The 19,782-nt window shown below is 62.0% G+C and carries 17 protein-coding genes; 4 read left to right on the top strand and 13 right to left on the bottom strand.

The genetic code is table 11. From position 1 onward, the window contains the following. The 3 genes from UF78_RS09645 (at position 1) to UF78_RS09635 (ending at position 4,178) form a co-directional block, all read left to right on the top strand. Positions 1-1,152 (top strand): acyl-CoA dehydrogenase family protein, encoded by a 1,152-nt coding sequence (locus tag UF78_RS09645; RefSeq protein ID WP_045161951.1) that lies wholly within the window; start codon positions 1-3, stop codon positions 1,150-1,152. 212 nt (positions 1,153-1,364) lie between these two features. Further along, complete coding sequence (locus UF78_RS09640; protein WP_423831467.1) at positions 1,365-3,002, top strand: long-chain fatty acid--CoA ligase; 1,638 nt, start codon at positions 1,365-1,367, stop codon at positions 3,000-3,002. Positions 3,003-3,098: 96 nt separating this feature from the next. Next, a complete protein-coding gene (locus UF78_RS09635) occupies positions 3,099-4,178 on the top strand; it encodes a CaiB/BaiF CoA transferase family protein (RefSeq protein ID WP_045161950.1) in 1,080 nt (359 codons plus the stop codon). Between the two features lie 183 nt (positions 4,179-4,361). Here UF78_RS09635 and UF78_RS09630 read toward each other — a convergent pair whose 3' ends face one another. The 5 genes from UF78_RS09630 to UF78_RS09610 form a co-directional block, all read right to left on the bottom strand. Beyond that, on the bottom strand, positions 4,362-5,495 hold the full coding sequence (locus UF78_RS09630) for an acyl-CoA dehydrogenase (protein WP_045161949.1): 1,134 nt from the start codon (positions 5,493-5,495) through the stop codon (positions 4,362-4,364). Between the two features lie 9 nt (positions 5,496-5,504). Beyond that, positions 5,505-6,692: an acetyl-CoA C-acyltransferase gene (locus UF78_RS09625; protein WP_045161947.1), complete on the bottom strand. Its 1,188-nt coding sequence runs from the start codon at positions 6,690-6,692 to the stop codon at positions 5,505-5,507. Positions 6,693-6,704: 12 nt separating this feature from the next. After that, positions 6,705-7,472 carry an SDR family NAD(P)-dependent oxidoreductase gene (locus tag UF78_RS09620; RefSeq protein WP_045161945.1) on the bottom strand — a complete coding sequence of 256 codons (768 nt, stop codon included), beginning with the start codon at positions 7,470-7,472 and terminating at the stop codon, positions 6,705-6,707. Between the two features lie 167 nt (positions 7,473-7,639). Beyond that, the gene (locus tag UF78_RS09615; RefSeq protein WP_045161944.1) at positions 7,640-8,659 is read right to left on the bottom strand and encodes an AraC family transcriptional regulator; all 1,020 of its coding nucleotides are present in this window, start codon (positions 8,657-8,659) and stop codon (positions 7,640-7,642) included. Beyond that, positions 8,656-9,546, bottom strand: coding sequence for a LysR family transcriptional regulator (locus UF78_RS09610; protein WP_045161942.1), 891 nt, complete (start codon positions 9,544-9,546; stop codon positions 8,656-8,658). Before UF78_RS09610 ends, UF78_RS09615 begins: the two co-directional genes overlap by 4 nt. A 176-nt stretch (positions 9,547-9,722) precedes the next feature. Here UF78_RS09610 and UF78_RS09605 point away from each other — a divergent pair, with 176 nt between their 5' ends. After that, positions 9,723-10,499 carry an enoyl-CoA hydratase gene (locus tag UF78_RS09605; protein ID WP_045161941.1) on the top strand — a complete coding sequence of 259 codons (777 nt, stop codon included), beginning with the start codon at positions 9,723-9,725 and terminating at the stop codon, positions 10,497-10,499. Between the two features lie 315 nt (positions 10,500-10,814). Here UF78_RS09605 and UF78_RS09600 read toward each other — a convergent pair whose 3' ends face one another. The 8 genes from UF78_RS09600 to UF78_RS09565 form a co-directional block, all read right to left on the bottom strand. Then, positions 10,815-11,825, bottom strand: coding sequence for a branched-chain amino acid ABC transporter permease (locus UF78_RS09600; protein WP_045161940.1), 1,011 nt, complete (start codon positions 11,823-11,825; stop codon positions 10,815-10,817). Between the two features lie 2 nt (positions 11,826-11,827). Continuing rightward, positions 11,828-12,715: a branched-chain amino acid ABC transporter permease gene (locus UF78_RS09595; protein WP_045161939.1), complete on the bottom strand. Its 888-nt coding sequence runs from the start codon at positions 12,713-12,715 to the stop codon at positions 11,828-11,830. 80 nt (positions 12,716-12,795) lie between these two features. After that, positions 12,796-14,013, bottom strand: coding sequence for an ABC transporter substrate-binding protein (locus tag UF78_RS09590; protein WP_045161938.1), 1,218 nt, complete (start codon positions 14,011-14,013; stop codon positions 12,796-12,798). Between the two features lie 94 nt (positions 14,014-14,107). After that, positions 14,108-14,824: an ABC transporter ATP-binding protein gene (locus UF78_RS09585; protein WP_045161937.1), complete on the bottom strand. Its 717-nt coding sequence runs from the start codon at positions 14,822-14,824 to the stop codon at positions 14,108-14,110. Further along, positions 14,821-15,594, bottom strand: a complete 774-nt coding sequence (locus UF78_RS09580; protein WP_045161936.1) for an ABC transporter ATP-binding protein — start codon at positions 15,592-15,594, stop codon at positions 14,821-14,823. Before UF78_RS09580 ends, UF78_RS09585 begins: the two co-directional genes overlap by 4 nt. A 245-nt stretch (positions 15,595-15,839) precedes the next feature. Beyond that, on the bottom strand, positions 15,840-17,105 hold the full coding sequence (locus UF78_RS09575) for an OprD family porin (RefSeq protein ID WP_045161935.1): 1,266 nt from the start codon (positions 17,103-17,105) through the stop codon (positions 15,840-15,842). Between the two features lie 103 nt (positions 17,106-17,208). Next, positions 17,209-17,802 (bottom strand): peroxidase-related enzyme, encoded by a 594-nt coding sequence (locus tag UF78_RS09570; RefSeq protein WP_045161934.1) that lies wholly within the window; start codon positions 17,800-17,802, stop codon positions 17,209-17,211. Positions 17,803-17,872: 70 nt separating this feature from the next. After that, positions 17,873-19,549: an AMP-binding protein gene (locus UF78_RS09565; RefSeq protein ID WP_045161933.1), complete on the bottom strand. Its 1,677-nt coding sequence runs from the start codon at positions 19,547-19,549 to the stop codon at positions 17,873-17,875. Positions 19,550-19,782 lie beyond the last annotated feature (233 nt).

The raw sequence follows: 19,782 nt of genomic DNA, 5'->3' as shown, positions 1-19,782 counted from the left end.
ATGCAAGACATCGAACTGAGCGAAGAACAACGGATGATCCGCGACATGGCGCGCGACTTCGCCCGCGCCGAAATCGCACCCAAAGCCCAGGCCTGGGAGCAGGCCGGCTGGATCGGTGACGAGACCGTGACCCAGCTGGGCGAGCTCGGTCTGCTGGGCATGATCGTTCCCGAGCAATGGGGCGGCACCTACATCGATTACGTCGCCTACGCGTTGGCGGTCGAGGAAATCTCGGCCGGCGACGGTGCCATCGGCGCGTTGATGAGCATTCACAGCTCGGTCGGCTGTGGTCCAATCCTCAAATACGGCACGCCGGAACAGCAGGACGAATGGCTGCCGGATCTGGCCGCCGGGCGCGCCATCGGCTGCTTCGCCCTTACCGAACCCCAGGCCGGCTCCGAAGCGCACAACCTGCGCACCCGCGCCGTGCTGGAGAACGGCGAATGGGTGATCAACGGCGCCAAACAATTCGTCAGCAACGGCAAGCGCGCGAAGATCGCCATCGTCTTCGCAGTCACCGATCCGGAGCTGGGCAAGAAGGGTCTTTCGGCTTTTCTGGTGCCTACCGACAACCCCGGTTTCGTCGTAGATCGGATGGAAAGCAAGATGGGGATCCGTGCTTCGGATACCTGCGGCGTCACCCTGCGCGACTGCCGCATCCCCGAAGCCAATCTGCTCGGCCCACGCGGCAAGGGACTGGCCATTGCCCTGTCGAATCTCGAAGGTGGGCGCATCGGCATTGGCGCCCAAGCGCTGGGCATCGCCCGCGCGGCGTTCGAGGCGGCGCTGGGATATGCCCGCGAGCGCATCCAGTTCGACAAGCCGATCATCGAGCACCAGAGTGTGGCAAACATGCTGGCGGACATGCACACCCGCCTCAACGCCGCGCGACTGCTGATCCTGCATGCGGCGCGTCTGCGCAGCGCCAACCTGCCATGCCTATCCGAAGCCTCCCAGGCCAAGCTATTCGCCTCGGAAGTCGCCGAATACGTCTGCTCCAAGGCCATGCAGATCCACGGTGGCTACGGCTATCTCGAGGATTATCCGGTCGAGCGTTACTACCGCGACGCACGCATTACGCAGATCTATGAAGGCTCCAGCGAGATTCAGCGGCTACTGATCGCTCGGGAGCTCAACAACTATGGGCTGTGAAAGATCGCGCATGGAAAAGCGGCGCGCGGACTCATCTGTTCGTGGCCAGGCTCGCGAATGCAACCTGGAGGGCCAAGGGAGCGCTAGTTCAGCGCGAAATCATTAAAGCTGGCGGGTAAGACCCGTTAAAGACGACAAGCAGTCAGTAATCCGAGTTATGGATGTCGAGCCATATCAGCCGCCATCCACACAACAATAAAAAGGATACGAAGATGCTCAAAGGTACGATGCAGCAGACCCCGCTGATGATCAGCGGCATCCTGACCCACGCCGCCCTCGCCCATGGCGATCGGGAAATCGTCTCGCGGCTGGTAGACGAACCTCTCTGGCGTTATGACTATGCCGGGCTGGCGAAACGCGCAGGCCAGGCGGCCTCGATGCTGCGCAGTCTGGGCGTCAAAGCCGGCGACCTGGTCTCGTCCATGGCCTGGAATACGCATCGTCACTTCGAGCTGTTCTTTGCCGTACCGGGCGTCGGCGCCGTGCTCCACACCGCGAATCCGCGGCTGTCGGATGACCAGATCATCTACACGTTGAATCACGCCGGCAGTGGCGTGTTGCTGTTCGATCGCAGCTTTCTCTCCGTGGTCGAACGCGTTCGGCCACGGCTGGAGCACATCCATACCTTCATCATGCTGTCGGATGCCCAACGCACCGAACCCGGCGAAGTAGGTGCGCAGAGCTACGAGACCCTGATTGCCCAAGAAGAACCGATCACCGATTGGCCGCAGTTCGACGAGAATGCCGGCGCCATGCTTTGCTACACCTCTGGCACCACCGGTCATCCGAAGGGTGTGGTGTATAGCCACCGCTCCGTCGTCCTGCATGCCATGGCCGCGGGACTCACCGGCGCCTTCGGCTTCTCGGCGTTCGACTGCATCATGCCCTGCTCCTCGCTCTATCACGCGACCGCGTGGGGCGTGCCCTTCACCGCGGCGATAAACGGCTGCAAGTTCGTCCTGCCGTGCGACAAGATGGATGGAGCCAGCCTGCAGGAGCTGATCCAGAACGAAGGCGTGACCTTTTCCGGCGGTGTGCCGACCATCTGGACCATGTACCTCAATTATCTGGAACGCACCGGCGAGGGCACCGGCCAGCTCAAGTGCCTGGTCATTGCCGGCTCGGCGGTACCCAGGGCGCTGGCCGAGAAGTTCGAGACCCGCTATGGCGTCAGTGTCCGCCAGCTCTGGGGCATGACCGAAACCAGCCCGCTCGGCGTGGTCGCCACCCCGACGCCCAAGTTGGCCGCCCAGGGCGAAGCGGCCACCAACGAGGCCATCTGGACCCGCCAGGGCAGGCTGCAATTTGGCATCGAGCTCAAGATCGTTGACGAAAGAGGCAATGAGCTGCCCCACGATGGCACCAGCTCCGGCGCGCTGCTGGTGCGCGGCCCCTGGACGGTCGAGCGCTACTTCCGCAGCGACTCCAGCGCACTGGACCAGGATGGCTGGTTCGACACCGGTGACATCGCCACCATCGACCCCAACGGCTACATGCGCATCACCGATCGCAGCAAGGACGTGATCAAGTCCGGCGGCGAATGGATCAGCTCCATCGATATCGAAAACATCGCCGTGGCCTGCCCCGGCGTGCGAATCGCGGCGGTGGTTGGTGTGACCCACGAAAAATGGGAGGAGCGCCCGATTCTCATCATCGAAGCCCACGATGACGCTGAAGTGTGCGCTGAAGCCGTTCTCGCCTATCTGGAACCGCAGATCGTCAAATGGTGGATGCCCGACGCGGTGATCTTCGACAGCGTTCCGCTAACCGCCACTGGCAAGATCGACAAGAAGACCCTGCGCGACCGCTACCGCAACCACCTGCTTGAGATGAGCGCGGTGGGCAGCTAAACCGCCAGGGTTGCGCCCATCCTACGACCACCACAGTTGGATCTCGCTTCGCCGAGCCATCTGCCCGTTCGATGCGCTAAGCCTCGGGAGCTACCGATGTCGATAGACCAATCACAACCCCGCCAAGGTCCCCTGCTCGGCCTTCGGGTGCTCGAATTCGCCAGCATCGGCCCCGGCCCGCACTGCGCAATGCTACTGGCCGATCTCGGTGCCGAGGTTATCCGCATCGAGCGTGAAGGCGGCAACGGCTGGCCCAATCCGGTGGCGGATCGCGGCCGCAAGCGAATCACACTCGACGTCCGTACGGACACAGGGCGCGAGCGATGCCTGACCTTGGCCGAAAACGCGGACGTGTTGATCGAAGGTTTTCGCCCCGGGGTGATGGAGCGACTAGGCCTTGGGCCGGAGCAGATGCACGAGCGCAACCCGCGCTTGGTCTATGGCCGAATGACCGGTTGGGGCCAGACCGGACCACTGGCCAAGAGCGCCGGCCATGACATCAATTACTTGGCGATCACTGGCGCGCTGGCTGCCATCGGCGGCCGCGAAAGTCCGGCGATCCCACCGTTGAATCTCGTTGGCGATTTCGGCGGAGGCTCGCTGTATCTCGCGTTCGGCATCATGGCTGCCCTCTGGGAGCGGGATCGTTCGGGAAAGGGGCAAGTGGTCGACGCCGCCATCGTCGATGGTGTGTCGTCCATGATGACCTTTTTCGCCGGGCTCCTGCCCAGCGGCGCCATCTCCCTGGAGCGAGACCGCAACCTGCTCTCCGGTGCCGCCCCGCACTACCGCTGCTACACCTGTGCTGATGGTCGCGACATTGCCGTTGGGCCATTGGAGCCGCAGTTTTTCTCCGAGCTGATGCAGCGCATCGAGGCGCCGGAGAGCCTGCGCCAAGGCTGTTCCGACCCGGACCGCTGGCAGGAACAGAGCGAGCAACTCGCCACACTGTTCGCCAGCCGGAACCAAGCCGACTGGTGCGCGCTGCTCGAAGGCACCGATGCCTGCTTCGCGCCGGTACTCACGTTGGAAGAAGCCGCGCAGCACCCGCACATGCGGGAACGCGGCGTGTACCGCGACATCGACGGCACCCCCCACGCCGCACCCGCCCCGCGCTTTTCGCGAACGCCGGGGGCAATCAGGGACTCGGCAGAGGACACGAAAGGCTGGGATTGAACGAGAGGTGAGGTCATCACCCTTCCGCTTCGCAAGCCAGTGTCATCTGGAATATCGACGCAGCCTAAGATTTAGCCCCGTAGGTGAGCGTCAGCCCACCAGGGCCATGGTTGCCGCCCCATTGTGGTGAGTTTCAGCCCACCCGGAGCCAAACGGCTTGCGCATCAATATCGAACAGAGGATTCACTCCCCCAAGTTGCGCGCAATTACCAATCGCTGAATATCGCTGGTGCCTTCGTAAATCTGGCAGACACGTACGTCGCGGTAGATGCGTTCCACCGGGAAGTCCTGCAGATACCCATAACCACCCAGCGTCTGGATCGCTGCCGAGCAAACCTTCTCCGCCATTTCCGAGGCAAACAGCTTGGCCATGGAGGCTTCGACCAGTGCAGGCTGGCCGGCCTCGCGCAGTGCGGCAGCGTGCAGCACCATCTGCCGAGCGACGGTGATTTGGGTGGCCATGTCGGCCAGGCGAAAGGCGACGGCCTGGTGTTCGGTAAGGGCTTTTCCGAACGCCTCACGCTCGCGCGCGTAATCGCGCGCGGCTTCGAAGGCCGCTCGGGCCATTCCCACGGCCTGGGCGGCAATGCCGATGCGGCCACCTTCCAGATTCGCCAGTGCGATGCGGTAGCCCTCGCCCTCCTCGCCCAAGCGCTGCGACTCATGCACGCGCATCTCTTCGAACGCCAGTTGGCAAGTGTCGGAGGCGTGCTGGCCGAGCTTGTCCTCGATCCGTACCACGTGATAACCCGGTGTATCGGTCGGCACGATGAAGGCGCTGATGCCACGCTTGCCGGCGTCCGGGTCGGTCACGGCGAAGACAATTACCGTGCCGGCGTGTTGGCCCGAAGTGATGAACTGCTTGGCGCCGTTGATAACGTAACCATCGCCGTCACGTCGGGCGCGGGTGCGCAAGCTGCTCGCATCGGAGCCGGCATGGGGCTCGGTGAGGGCGAAGGCACCGATCTGCGAACCGCTGGCCAACGGCGTGAGGTAGCGCTGTTTCTGTTCATCATTTCCAAAGCGCAGGATCGGCACGCATCCGACCGAGTTGTGCACGCTCATGATGGTCGAGCAGGCGCCGTCTCCAGCCGCGATCTCTTCGAGTGCCAGCGCATAGGCGATATACCCGGTGTCGCTGCCGCCCCACTGTTCCGGGCAGAGCATGCCGAAGAAGCCGAGCTCAGCCATCTCGGCAATCGCCTCGGCCGGGTAACGATGCTCGCGGTCCCAGTCGGCGGCGAAGGGTTTCAGCCGTTCCTGGGCGAATTGTCGAGCCATGTCGCGAATACTGGTCTGGTCATCATTGAGCAGCATGGCAATTCCTCAGTCGAGTAGTTCGACGGCCATAGCGGTCGCTTCGCCACCGCCGATGCAGATGGCCGCAATGCCCTTGCGCAGCCCACGGTCGCGCAGCGCGGCGAGCAGCGTGACGAGAATGCGCGCACCGGATGCACCGATCGGGTGGCCAAGCGCGCAGGCGCCGCCGTTGACGTTGACCTTGGCGTGATCCAGACCGAGCTCGCGCATGGTGACCATGCTGACTACGGCGAAGGCCTCATTGATCTCGAACAGATCCACCTCGTCGAGACGCCAGCCGGTGCGCTCCAGCAGCTTGTGGATGGCACCGATGGGCGCGGTCGGGAACAGGTTGGGCGCATCGGCGAATACCGCGTGGCCATGGATCACCGCTTGCGGCTTCAGGCCGAGCTTTTCGGCCCGGGAGCGTCGCGTCAGCACCAGCGCGGCGGCGCCATCGGAAATCGAGGAGGAGTTGGCTGCGGTAACAGTGCCGCCCTCGCGAAACGCCGGCTTGAGAGACGGAATCTTCTCCGGCATTGCCTTGGGCGGCTGTTCGTCATCGCGCACGGTGCGCTGCTCACGACCCTGCGTGACCTCCAGCGGGACGATTTCACTGGCGAAACGGCCAGCGGTAATGGCGTCGCGCGCCCGCTGCAGTGAGGTCACCGCGTAGGCATCCTGCTCCTCACGGCTGAAACCATGATTCTGCGCGCAGTCCTCGGCAAAGGTACCCATCAAGCGGCCCTTGTCGTAGGCGTCCTCGAGGCCGTCGAGGAACATGTGGTCAAGCACCTTGCCGTGGCCCATGCGGTAGCCGCCGCGGGCCTTTTCCAGCAGGTACGGCGCGTTGGACATGCTTTCCATGCCACCGGCAACGATCAGGTCGACGCTGCCAGCGCGCAGCGCGTCATGGGCGAGGATCGCCGCCTGCATGCCCGAGCCGCACATTTTGTTCAGCGTGGTGGAAGCGGTTGCCTTGCCTAACCCGGCGCCAAGCGCGGCTTGACGTGCCGGTGCCTGGCCGAGGCCGGCTGGTAGCACGCAGCCCATCAGCACCTCCTGCACCTGTTCGGCTGAAACACCGCTGCGCTCCACTGCAGCGCGAATCGCCGCCGCGCCCAGCTCCGGCGCGCTGAGGCTTTTCAGATCGCCCTGGAAACCGCCCATGGGCGTGCGGGCCGAGCCCAGAATCACGATTGGATCGTTGTTCATTGCTGTCTCCGATTATTTCGCGGCCATGCGCAGCGCACCGTCGAGGCGGATCACTTCACCGTTGAGCATGTCGTTTTCGATGATATGGCGTACCAACGCTGCGTATTCCGGCGCGCGACCCAGCCGCGGAGGGAACGGCACGCCTGCGGCCAGTGAATCGCGCACTTCCTGAGTCATGCCGGCCATCATCGGCGTCTCGAACACGCCGGGGGCGATGGTCATGACCCGAATGCCGTGGCGTGCCAATTCACGTGCGGCCGGTAGCGTCATCGCGACCACACCACCCTTGGAGGCCGCATAGGCAGCCTGGCCGATCTGGCCGTCGTAGGCCGCGACGGAGGCCGTATTGATGATCACGCCGCGATTGCCCTCGGCGTCCGGTTCATTCCTGGCAATGGCCTCGGCAGCCAGGCGCAGCATGTTGAAAGTACCGATCAGGTTGAGGCCGATGACCTTGCCGAAACTGTCCAGACCATGCGGCCCCTGACGACCGAGTATTCTTTCGCCGCTGGCAACGCCGGCGCAGTTGACCAGCCCGTGCAGCGCGCCGAACCGCTCCACCGCCTCATTCACAGCCCCCTGCGCCGCAGCTTCGTCACATACGTTGGTGATCACACCCAGGGCATTGGCGCCCAACGTCTCGCAGCGCTCGTTCAGCAGCTTGGTATTGATGTCCGCCAGCACGACTTTCGCACCGGCCAGCAGCAGTATTTCGGCAGCCGCCGCGCCCAGCCCGGAGGCGCCTCCGGTGATCAGGAAAACCTTGTCTTGAATGTCCACAGCACAACCTCTCGAAAGCGTCCGAGATCGCCGCCGCAGGCACCTATGGTCAAGGCCGGCGCCCAAGCGATCCCCTTGGCGGCATCTTCATCAGCCCGATCGGTGCGGACAATGGTCGTTCTTCTCAATCTGGCTGACCGTTTTGGCCAATCTGACCTGACTGAAGTCTAGACCGTACCCAGAATCAGTCGGCGGTACTGGCCGGGGTTGGTCCCGGTCCATTTGCGGAACGCCTTGTAGAAGGAGCTGACATCGGCAAAGCCGAGGCGATCGGCGATTTCGCCATAGGTGATGGCGGCATCGGCTAGCCACAAGGTCGCCATTTCCTGCCGCACCAAGTCCTTGATGGTCTGGTACGGCAGCCCGGCTTCGGCCAGCCGACGGCGCAGGGTCGACGGCGAAACGCACAGTTCTTGAGCCAGCAGGTGGCTGGTCGGCCATTGCTCGGCCGGCAGCCCGCGCAATTTCGCCTTGATGCGGCTGGCCAGACTGGTGTCATCACGGTACCGGACCAGAATGTTCGCTGGCGCCTGGGCCAGGAAGCCATGCAGTTCGGACTCACTACGGCGAACGGGCAGACCCAGCACCTCGGCGGCGAATATAAGGCGCGTGGTGGAACGCGAAAACCGCAGGTTGTCCGAAAACATCACACGATAGTCATCGCTGTAGTCAGGCTCGTCGCAGCGCAGCTCCACCGCCAGCAACGGAATGCGCCGCCCGACCAGCCAGCACGCCAGCCCATGCAGCAACATCCAGAAGGTGAAGTAGGTAAATGCCCGTCGTGGCGACGTATCGCGCTCCAGCAGCACGATCTCGGCCAGACTTTCGCTACGGTTCAGTTCGCCGCGGAAGGCTTCGAAGGTTAACCCGAAGAAGTCCAGCGCCACTTGCATCGCACTGTCCAAGGTCGGCTGCGCCATCGCTGCGCGGCAGACGAAGGCAAAGCTGCCGACTCGCATTCGCCGCGCATCCATGCCGAAGAATTCATCGTCGAAATGCCGTGCCAGTCGCCGCCAGAGCTTGCTGTATTCAGTCACATCGACCCGCGCCTCCGAGTCGTCGAGCGCGATTGGCGAAAGTCCGAGGTTATCCAGCAGGGCCTGAACAGGCAGCACCGGCGTCGTAAAGGCCAGCAGTGCCTCGTGCACCAACTGGACCGAAATGGTGCCCTTGTCCTCGCGGATCATGCGCGCCCCATCATCTGATCCTGGCTGCTGGCGGCGACGGCGCGGAGAAAATCCCAGCACACGCGCATCCTCGCCAGGTCCTTGTTTTCCACGGGCATCAGCATCCAGAACGTACGGGTGAACTCGATTTCGTCGACCAGCACCTCCTTGAGCAACGGCTCCTTGCGTGCGGAGAATGCGGGCAGTATCGCAAGCCCGGCCCCGGCGGCGACGGCTTCCTGCTGCGCAAGAATGCTGGTACTGCGCAGCGAATGCTGACGGGGGCGAACGATCTCGTCGAGGAAGAACAGCTCCTTGCTGTAAAGCAGGTCCTCGATATAGCTGACGAACACGTGGTGGCTCAAATCTTCACGGCTGCGGATGGGCGGATGTTGAGCGAGATAGGCCTCCGACGCGTAGAGCCGCAACACGTAGTCGGTCAGCTTGGTGATCACGTAGGGGCCACGTTCCGGCCGTTCCAGCGTGATGACGATGTCCGCTTCATGGCGCGCCAGACGCACCGAGCGCGGAACGGCCAGCAGATCCACGCTGAGGTGCGGGTAGTCGCGGGTGAGCGTGGCCAGTTGTCCGGCCAGCATCAGCGTGCCATAGCCCTCGGTCGCGCCGATGCGGACCTGACCGGAGAGTTTGTCAGCCGTCAGGCTCGGCTGTTCGATGGAGGTAATGGCGCTCTCCATCGCCTCGGCTTGGGTGAGTAATTCACGACCGGCTTCGGACAACCGATAGCCCGCCTTGGCGCGGATGAACAGCTGCCTGTCCAGCGCCTTTTCCAGTGCCTGCACCCGGCGCGCGACCGTGGTGTGATCGACCGCCAGGCGCCGCGCCGCCACCGTCAACTTGCCCGCGCGCGACAGTTCGAGAAAGAAACGCAGGTTGTCCCAATCCACCGTAGGCTCCAGATCCGTGAGGTCATCGCGCGCACGCCAACAGGGCCGGCTGTGCAAAAAAACAGAATACATCTGCATTTAGTCGCATGTGTTTACTATTTTTACACTGCTAGGCTCGTTCATCGAACCCTGCTCGCCTTACGACGTGCACATCATTCCAACGAGAAGGAACCGACATGAGCCAGAAGATCCAGCTCGAGATACGCGACCACACCGCCCTGCTGACCATCGCCAACCCGCCGGCCAATACTTGGGACCGCGAGTCGCTGGCCTTGCTGGAACAACTGATCGGTCAGCTCAACGACGATCCGAACGTGTATGCGCTGGTCATCACTGGTCAGGGTGAAAAGTTCTTCTCGGCCGGTGCCGACCTCAAACAATTCGCCGACGGCGACAAGGCCAGCGCCCGCGAAGTAGCCGAGCGCTTCGGCCATGCCTTCAATGCGCTGACGCGTTTTCGCGGCGTTTCCATCGCGGCGATCAACGGGTACGCCATGGGTGGCGGCCTGGAATGCGCGCTGGCCTGCGACATCCGCATCGCAGAGGAACAGGCGCAAATGGCGCTTCCCGAAGCGAGCGTCGGCCTGCTGCCCTGCGCTGGTGGCACCCAGAACCTGCCCTGGCTGGTGGGCGAAGGCTGGGCCAAGCGCATGATTCTCTGTGGCGAGCGCATCGATGCACAGCGGGCCGAGAAGATTGGCCTGGTCGAGGAAGTCGTCCCACGCGGACAATCGCTCGAGGCTGCGCTCAAGCTCGCAGCAGGCGTCAGCGCACAGAGCCCGTCCTCCATCAGCCGCTGCAAGCGCCTGGTGATGAATGCACGCAACGAGACCCACGCCGATGGCTGGGCCTCCGAGCGTGAGCTGTTCGCGGAACTGTTCGATACCCAGGATCAGAAGGAAGGCGTCAATGCCTTCCTGGAAAAACGCCGCCCGAGCTGGAAAAACGCCTGAGCAACAAGGCCCTGCGCGACTGCAGGGCTATCTCACCGCTAGACAGCTTCGCCCCGGGGGCGGGGCTCCCCACAGACCGTATCTACCGAACGTCGCATGCGGGACCTCCCCAATTGGCGTGCGCTTGCTCACCGCGGCTTTGGCACCCACACCGGCCCGCTTTCGTGAGAGGCGCGCCCCGCAGCGAATGCCCACCGGACCGCCCAACCCTGGCCGCTTCACCCGGGTAACTCTCCTACCATTGGCGAGCTACTGCTGTGCGATCGGTCCTGCCTGGGGACCCGGACGCCTCCTGTCTCCGCTTCCGGTCGCCTTTTACTTGAAATTGCGTTTGATCAGCCGCTCCAGCCAACCCACGATGCCGGAGCGGAACAGCAGCACGCAGAGCACGAAAATCACGCCCAGAATCACATGCACCCACTCGCCCAGCGGCCCGTTGGATAGCGAGCTCTGCAAAGTCACCACCACCGTCGCACCCACGATCGGACCGAGAATAGTGCCGACGCCGCCCAGCAAGGTCATCAGGATCACTTCGCCGGACATGTGCCAGTGCGCATCGGTCAACGAGGCGAGCTGGAACACCACAGTCTTGGTCGAGCCGGCCAGGCCAGTCAACGCCGCAGAGATGACGAATGCCAGCAACTTGTGCGCATCGACGTTGTAGCCGAGCGATATCGCCCGGGGTTCGTTTTCGCGAATAGCCTTGAGCACCTGGCCGTATGGTGAGTGAATGGTGCGCTGAATGATGGCGAAACCGAACACGAACACCGTTAGCACGAAGTAGTACAGCGCCATGTTGTTCTGCATGTCGAACAGGCCCAGCAAGAACCCGCGCGGCACGCCCTGCATACCGTTTTCGCCGCCTGTGAACGGTGCCTGCACGAAGACGAAGAAGGCCATCTGCGCCAACGCCAGGGTGATCATCGCGAAATAGATGCCCTGCCTACGGATAGCCAGCAGTCCGAAGATCAGCCCCAATATTGTCGATGCCAGCGTGCCGGCGAGAATACCCAGCTCGGTGCTCAGGCCGCTGTAGCTGCTGAGCATGTAGCCGGTGATATACCCGCCACAGGCGAAGAACGCCGCATGCCCGAAGGACAGCAAGCCCGCATAGCCCAAAAGCAGATTGAAGGCGCAGGCGAACAACGCGAAGCACAGCAGCTTCATCAGAAACACGGGGTAAACCATCATCGGCGCCACCAGCGCCAGCCCCAACAGCACCACGTAGAACAGGTATTTGCGGCGCATCGCAGCACGGCGGCGCTCGCGTTCGGCGTTGGCTCGCGTGGCCACCGGAGACGCTTGAACGCTTTCTTGAGTCGACATGTTCATGCCTCCTTACCAAACAGGCCGGCGGGGCGAACCAGCAGGACCAGAACCATGATCACGAAAATCACCGTGTTTGCCGCCTCGGGATAGAACACCTTGGTCAGTCCCTCGATCAGCCCCATGGCGAGCCCTGTAATGATCGCGCCCATGATCGAACCCATACCACCGATCACTACTACGGCGAACACCACAATCAACAGATTCGAGCCCATGCCCGGCGTCACCGCGTAGATCGGCGCAGCCAGCACGCCGGCAAAGGCAGCAAGCGCCACACCGTACCCATAGGTCAGGGTGATCAACAGCGGTACGTTGATGCCGAAGGCCTGCATCAGCTTGGGGTTTTCGGTACCAGCGCGCAGATAGGAGCCCAACCGGGTTCGCTCGATCATGTACCAAGTGGCGAAGCACACCGTCAGCGCTGCAACAATGACCCAGCCACGGTAGGTCGGCAGGAACATGAAGCCCAGGTTATGCCCGCCCTTGAGCATGTCCGGCATTGGATAGGATGAACCCGAGACGCCGAACAGTTTGACGAAGCTGCCTTCGACGATCAGCGCCAGGCCGAAGGTCAGCAGCAGGCCGTACAGATGATCTTCCCCAGCGATGCGGCGCAGCAGGCCGCGCTCGATTCCGATGCCAAGCAGCCCGACCAGCAAGGGCGATAGCAACAGTGCCGCCCAGTAATTGATGCCCAGGTAGTTCAGCCCGAGAAACGCCGCAAAGGCGCCGAGCATGTACTGCGCGCCGTGGGCAAAGTTGATGATGCGCAGCAGGCCGAAGATGATCGCCAGACCAAGGCTCAGCAGCGCATAGAACGACCCGTTGATCAGGCCGAGCAGTAGCTGCCCGAACAGAACGCTCAGGGGGACGCCGAAAACGAGAGTCATGATTCACTACCCAAGGAATTTTCCGGGGTACCCAGCCGCTCTGGCGAGAGCCGGCCAGGTAAAGGCACGGATCGGGCGAGTCAGTTCTTCGCCGCCATCTTCTGGCACTGGCTTTCGCCTATAGGCCGGAACGCTTCATCGCCAGGGATGGTGCTGACCATTTTGTAAAGGTCCCACTCGCCCTTGGATTCGGCTGGGGTTTTCACCTTGACCAGATACATGTCATGCACCATGCGCCCGTCCTCGCGGATGCTGCCGTTTTTGGCGAACATGTCGTTGATCGGCGTCTTGGCCATCTGCGCACGAACCACTTGAGCATCATCACTGCCGGTTTCTTTCACGGCGTTGAGATAGTGCATGGTCGCCGAGTAGATGCCGGCCGGCACCATGCCCGGCATGCGGCCGACGCGATCGAAATAACGCTTGGCCCAGGCGCGGGATTCCTCGTTCATGTCCCAGTACCAACCGGTGGTCAGCATCAGGCCTTGGGTTACGTCCAACCCCATCGCGTGGATGTCGTTAAGGAACACCACCATCCCGGCAAGTTTCTGACCGGACTGGGTCACACCGAACTCGCTGGCGGTCTTGAGCGAGTTCACCGTGTCGGCGCCGGCGTTTGCCAGGGCGACCACGTCAGCGCCGGACCCTTGTGCCTGCAGGATGTAGGACGAGAAGTCACTGCTCGGGAACGGATGGCGAACGGTGCCGACCACGCTCCCGCCCTCAGCCTCAACGACTTTGGTGATATCGGCCTCCATGGCGTGACCGAAGGCATAGTCGGCGGTGAGGATGAACCAGCTCTTGCCGCCATCCTTGAGCACTGCATTAGCGGTGCCGTTGGCCAACGCGAAGGTATCGTAGGTCCAGTGAATATGGCTGGGCGAGCAGTACTCGTTGGTAATGCTCGATGCGGCCGCGCCGGAAATCAGCGCCAGCTTGCCGCCCTGCTCCACGACCTTGGCCGCCGCCAGCACTACGGAGCTGGCCACCATGCCGGTCACCATGTCCACATTGCGCTCGTCGATCCACTGCCGCACGGTGTTGGCGCCCACGTCGGGCTTGTTCAGGTCATCAGCGTTAAAGGTCACGATCTTCTTGCCATTGACCGTGCCGCCGAAGTCTTCGATCGCCATTTGCAGTGCTTCGAGGCCGCCCGGGCCGGACAGATCACGGTAGGTTCCGGACATATCGGCGAGATAGCCGATGCGAACTTCGTCGTTGCTGATTTCGGCCTGCGCGGCACCGGCGATCATGCTGGAAACCAGAACGGCAGCTGCGGTCTTCTTGATGGTTTTCATATTCACCCACTGTGTTTGTTTTTGTTGTTGTGGCTCTTGGTGTATTGGCCGGCGTGCACTTCGAACCGGCGGGACTTCCTGACGAAAAGGGCCGTCAGACCCCCAGACAGCTATTCAAAAACTCCTTTTTCGAATCCAGTTCTGCAGCACTGATCTCTTCGATGATCCGGCCGTGCTCCATCACGTAATGACGATCGGCCAGAGGGGCGGCAAAGCGGAAGTTCTGCTCCACCAGCACGATGGTCAGCCCGCGTTTCTTCAGTTTGATCAGCACTTCGCCGAGCTTCTGCACGATCACCGGGGCCAGGCCTTCGGTAATCTCATCGAGCAGCAGCAGGTTGGCGCCGGTACGTAGAATGCGCGCCATGGCGAGCATCTGCTGCTCGCCGCCGGACAATCGCGTGCCCTGGCTGAAACGGCGCTCATACAGGTTGGGGAACATCTCGTAGAGTTCGTCCAGCCCCATGCCACCGCTGCGGACAGTGGGCGGCAGCAGCAGGTTTTCCTCGACACTGAGGCTGGAGAAGATGCCTCGTTCTTCGGGACAGTAGCCAACGCCGAGCCTTGGAACCTGGTGGGCCGGCATGCCGATGGTTTCGTTGCCGTTGATCACGATGGAGCCGGTGCGTCGCCCGACCATGTTCATGATTGCGCGCAACGTCGTGCTGCGACCGGAACCGTTGCGGCCGAGCAGCGTGACGAGCTCGCCCCGCCCGACGACCAGATCGACACCGTGAAGAATATGGGACTCGCCATAGAAAGCATGCAGATCATCCAGTCGCAGCTGGTCGCGGTCGGCCATGGGCGTCATGGGTGCACCTCTTCTGCGGCGGCTTCGCTGCCCATGTAGGCCTCGCGCACCTGGGGATTGGCCGAGACGGTGTCATAGTCCCCCTCGGCCAGCACCGCGCCGCGCGCCAGCACCATGATGCGGTCGCAAAGCCGACTCACCACGCTGAGGTTGTGCTCGACCATCAGCACCGTGCGATTCACTGCGGCTCGCCGTACCAGCGCCACGACCATGTCGACGTCTTCGCCCCCCATACCCTGGGTGGGTTCGTCGAGTAGCAGCACAACCGGATCCAGCGCCAGCGTGGTTGCAAGTTCGAGCGCCCGCTTGCGGCCGTAAGGCAGTTCGATGGCGAGCGTCTGGGCAAAGGTTTCCAGATCCACGTCCGCCAACAGCTGCATAGCACGGTCGTCCAGTTCACGCAGAATCCGTTCGGATTTCCAGAAATGATAGGAATTGCCCAGCTTTTGCTGCAGCGCGACACGGACGTTCTCCAGCACGGTCATGTGACCGAACACCGCCGATATCTGAAATGAGCGCACGAGGCCCAGCCTGGCAATCTCGTTGGCTTTCATCGAGGTGATCGCTTTGCCGCGGTAGAGAATGTCGCCGCGAGTGGGCGTGAGAAATTTGGTGAGGAGGTTGAATACCGTGGTCTTACCGGCGCCGTTGGGGCCGATCAGTGCATGGATGTGTCCCTTCTGTACGCGCAGATCAACGGAATCCACTGCGGTGAAGCCGCGAAATTCCTTGGTCAGGCCGCGCGTTTCCAGCACGAACTCTGGTTCCATTGGATGCCCTCTAACCTTGATTATTGTTGTTGGTTATGGCGCAGGTCGCTGCGTGACCTTTACGTAAACGATAACAACCGCTTACGACTCGAGGCAAGCTGCAATTTCAAACGGCCGATTGACTTCTGGAGTCAATGATTCGAGGCCGCCCGAACGGAATTCCTCATTGAAGGTAGCCTAAAAAACCGGGCCACAACGGCCCGGCAAAGATCAACGAGGAGGGGTTGCGGTGTTGCGCTCTCCGGTTACCAGAGCGCCAGGGTGTAGCTGAGGATCAGACGGGTTTCGTTCAGGTCGGAGCCGAAGTTGCTGCGCACGGTCGCGTTGCGCACTTTCATGCCAAAGTTCTTCAGCGGTCCACTCTGCACCACGTAGGCGATATCGGTGTCACGCTCCCACTCCTCGCCTTCCCCACCGGCGGCCAGGTTGACGTTGTCACCGGACACGTAACGAGTCATCAGGCTCAACCCTGGCACGCCCACGGCAGCGAAGTCATAGTCGTAGCGAACCTGCCATGATTTCTCATCTTCGTTACCGAAGTCATTGATCTGCAAAAGGTTGATCAGCATGTTGTCGCCACCGCTGACATATGCAAAGCCGGTGTCGCCGCTCATCTTCTGATAGCCACCGGTAAAGCCATGGCCGCCGAGCCGGTAGGTGAACAGCGCGCCGAACGCGTTGTTGTCGACGTTGCTGCCGCCGTCGTCGGTGGAGCGCACGTAGCGCAGATCGGTTTTGAAGCTCTGGTTCTCACCCAGCGGCATGATATGGACCAACTGCATGTTGTGCTGGTCGTAGATGCCGTCCAGTCCGCCGTAGTAGTAGCTGCCGGTCAGTTCGGGGCTGAACTGATATTTGCCCCCAGCAAACAGGAACTCGTCGCTGGTCTTGGTGCTACCCAGCTGGATATTCCGTGCGCCGCCATTGAATACTGCCATCTCCTCGTAATCGGACGAGTCGCGATAACTGGTGCGATCGAGCCGCCCCGCATCCAGGGTCAGCCCTTGGACTTCTTTGCTCTGCAGCCAGGCACCGCGGTAGACGTTGGGGAGCAGGCGGCTGTCGTTGCGCATCAGCACCGGAATGATCGGCTGCAGGGTGCCAACGTGCAGCGTGGTGTTTGATAGTTTCGCCTTGGCGGTCAGCCCCGCGGTGCCGTAGTCATCCTGGGCGCGCTTGGTCTCCAGGTCGCGCTGCAGAATGCCGGTGCCGGAACGATCAGGGCTGGAGTCGAGCTTGACGCCCAACAGGCCGATGGCGTCGAGGCCGAAGCCGACCGGCCCGTCCGTGTAGCCTGATTCGATTTTCATGATGAAGCCCTGAGCCCATTCGTCGGCCTTGGACTGGCTCGCACCGCTTTCGCGGAAATCACGGTTCATATAGAAGTTGCGAAGCTCGACGGCCGCCTTGCTGTCGTCGAAAAACGCGGCTGAAGCCATCGTCGAGGCGCCCAGGGCGGATGCCGTCAGGCTGCTTAGGATGAAAAAACGGCTCAGGGGTTTCAGTTGCATAGTCATCTCTCTTGTTATTGTCTTGGTTGATGCAGCTGTGAGCCCGACCTGCTCCAGCCGGGGCTCGTATCTACCGCATATGCGGCAAATCCAGGGCTGTCGCTCAGCTCGCGGCAGGCTTGGGCACGCGGCCCAGCAAATAGAATTCGTCGTTGGGCGGTGTGCGCGCCATCGACACCAGACGATTGGATAGACCGAACAGCGCGGCAATCGCGCCGATGTCCCAGATGTCGTCCAGCGTGAAGCCCAGACTCTCCAGTCGTGTCTGCCAAGCGTCATCCAATACGCCACGCTTGGCAGCCAGGTGCAGGGCGAAATCGAGCATGCCCCGCTGGCGTTGGCTGATCGGCGCGGTGCGATAGTTGACGGCGACCTGATCGGCGATCAGAGGATCCTTGGCCAGGATGCGCAGGATCGCGCCATGGGCCACCACGCAATACAGACAGCCATGATCGGCGCTCACCGCGACCACGATCATCTCTTTCTCGGCCTTGGTCAGGCTGGTGGACTCGCGCTCCATCAGCGCATCGTGGTACGCGAAGAACGCGCGAAATTCAGCAGGCCGATGAGCCAGCATCAGGAAAACGTTAGGAACGAAGCCTGCCTTCTCCTGCACGGCGAGAATACGCTCGCGTACATCCGCAGGCAGCGCGGCGAGATCCTCGACGAGCGGGAAACGACTGATCGATTGAGTCATGTGGCGCTCCGTATCGTTGCGATCGACAATGCGAGCGGCCGGTGCTGCTGACCGGCACGCCGCTGCTTGGTTACTCAGCAAGGCCCAGCTCAGCGACGCTGACTTCGCGCATCTTGAATTTCTGGACTTTGCCGCTGATGGTCATGGGAAATTCGTCGACGAACTTGATGTGGCGCGGCGTCTTGAAGTGGGCGATGCGCCCCTTGCAGAACGCGCGCAGATCGTCCGCCGTAGCCTCATGGCCGGGATGCAGCTTGACCCAGGCGACGATCTCTTCGCCGTAGGTCTTGTCCGGCACCCCGATCACCTGCACGTCAGCCACGGCCGGATGGGTGAAGAGGAATTCTTCGATCTCGCGCGGATATACGTTCTCACCGCCGCGAATGATCATGTCCTTGTTGCGCCCAACGATCTTCAGATAGCCCTCGTCGTCCATGATCGCCAGGTCGCCGGTGTGCATCCAGCGCGCGCCGTCGATGGCACCGGCGGTGGCCTCCGGGTTGTTCCAGTAGCCCAGCATCACGCTGTAGCCACGGGTGCAGAGCTCGCCGATCTGCCCGCGCGGAACGATGCGGTTGTGCTCGTCGACCACCTTGCTCTCCAGATGCGGCTGGGTACGCCCGACGCTGGTCACGCGGCGCTCGAGGTCATCGTCGGCACTGGTTTGAGTGGACACCGGGCTGGTCTCGGTCATGCCGTAGGCGATCTGCATTTCGGCCAGGTGCATGTCGTCGATGACCCGTTTCATCACCTCGATCGGGCAGGTCGAGCCAGCCATGATGCCGGTGCGTAAGCTGCTCAGATCCAGTGAGGGGCGTTCCGGGTGGTCAAGCATGGCGATGAACATGGTCGGCACACCGTACATCCCCGTGGCTTTTTCTTCGGCCGCGGCCTGCAGCGCCGCTAGCGGTTCGAATGCCGCGCTCGGATAGATCATGGTGGTACCGTGGGTGACGCAGCCCAGGTTGCCCATGACCATGCCGAAGCAGTGATACAGCGGCACCGGAATCACCAGCCGGTCGTGCTCGGTCAGCTTGAGGCTCTCCCCGACCATGTAGCCGTTGTTGAGGATGTTGTAGTGGCTGAGCGTCGCGCCCTTCGGAAAACCGGTGGTGCCCGAGGTGTACTGGATGTTGATCGGGTCGTCGAATTGCAGCTGCTCGCTGCACAGTCGCAGCTGCTCGGGTCCGACCTGATCGGCCATGTCCATCAGCCCTTTCCACAACAGCATGCCGTCCACCGGTGTGTCGCACAGGCTGATCACGCCGCGCAGCTCCGGGAGCATGTGACTTTGCAGGGCGCCAACGGCCGATCGCTCCAGCTCCGGCAGCAGCTCGTTGAGCATGGCGTGGTAATCGGAGGTTTTGAAGGCATCGGCGCAGATCAGCCAACGGCAGCCGGACTGCTTGAGCGCATACTCGAGTTCGTTGAGGCGATAGGCCGGGTTGATGTTCACCAGGACCACACCAATCTTGGCGGTCGCGAACTGGGTGATGCACCACTGAGCATTGTTCGGCGACCAGATGCCCACCCGTTCGCCCGGCTGCAGACCGAGCGCCAGCAGTCCCCTTGCGCAGCGGTCTACCTCATCGGACAGCTGGGCCCAGGTGTAGCGCAAGTTCTGATGGCGAACGACCAGGGCCTCACGCTCGGCGAACCGCTCGACTGCCCGATCGAACGCCGCACCGATGGTCATCGCCAACAGGGGTTTGGTCTGCGGACCGCAGGTGTAACTCGGAAGACTCATGTCGGACTCCTCAGTCTTATGTTTGTTATGAGGCCTTGCCGTCCGGGGATATCGATGAGTTGACAGTTATCCCGGCGTTTGATTACGTTAACGTAAAGGTAACAGCGTGACAACCCACCGCACCCTACATCTAAAGTCGCTGTTGGAGCGTGGTGAGCGAACAGGCCGGACGACAGGCGTTATCAACGTTTCGCGACGTCCGGCAGTCGAATCAGAACAACTACAAAACAGAA

This window comes from Stutzerimonas stutzeri (assembly GCF_000952685.1).
GTDB lineage: Bacteria > Pseudomonadota > Gammaproteobacteria > Pseudomonadales > Pseudomonadaceae > Stutzerimonas > Stutzerimonas stutzeri_E.
The sequence above is the reverse complement of the archived record's forward strand: the minus strand, read 5'-3'. Positions and strand labels throughout refer to the sequence as shown.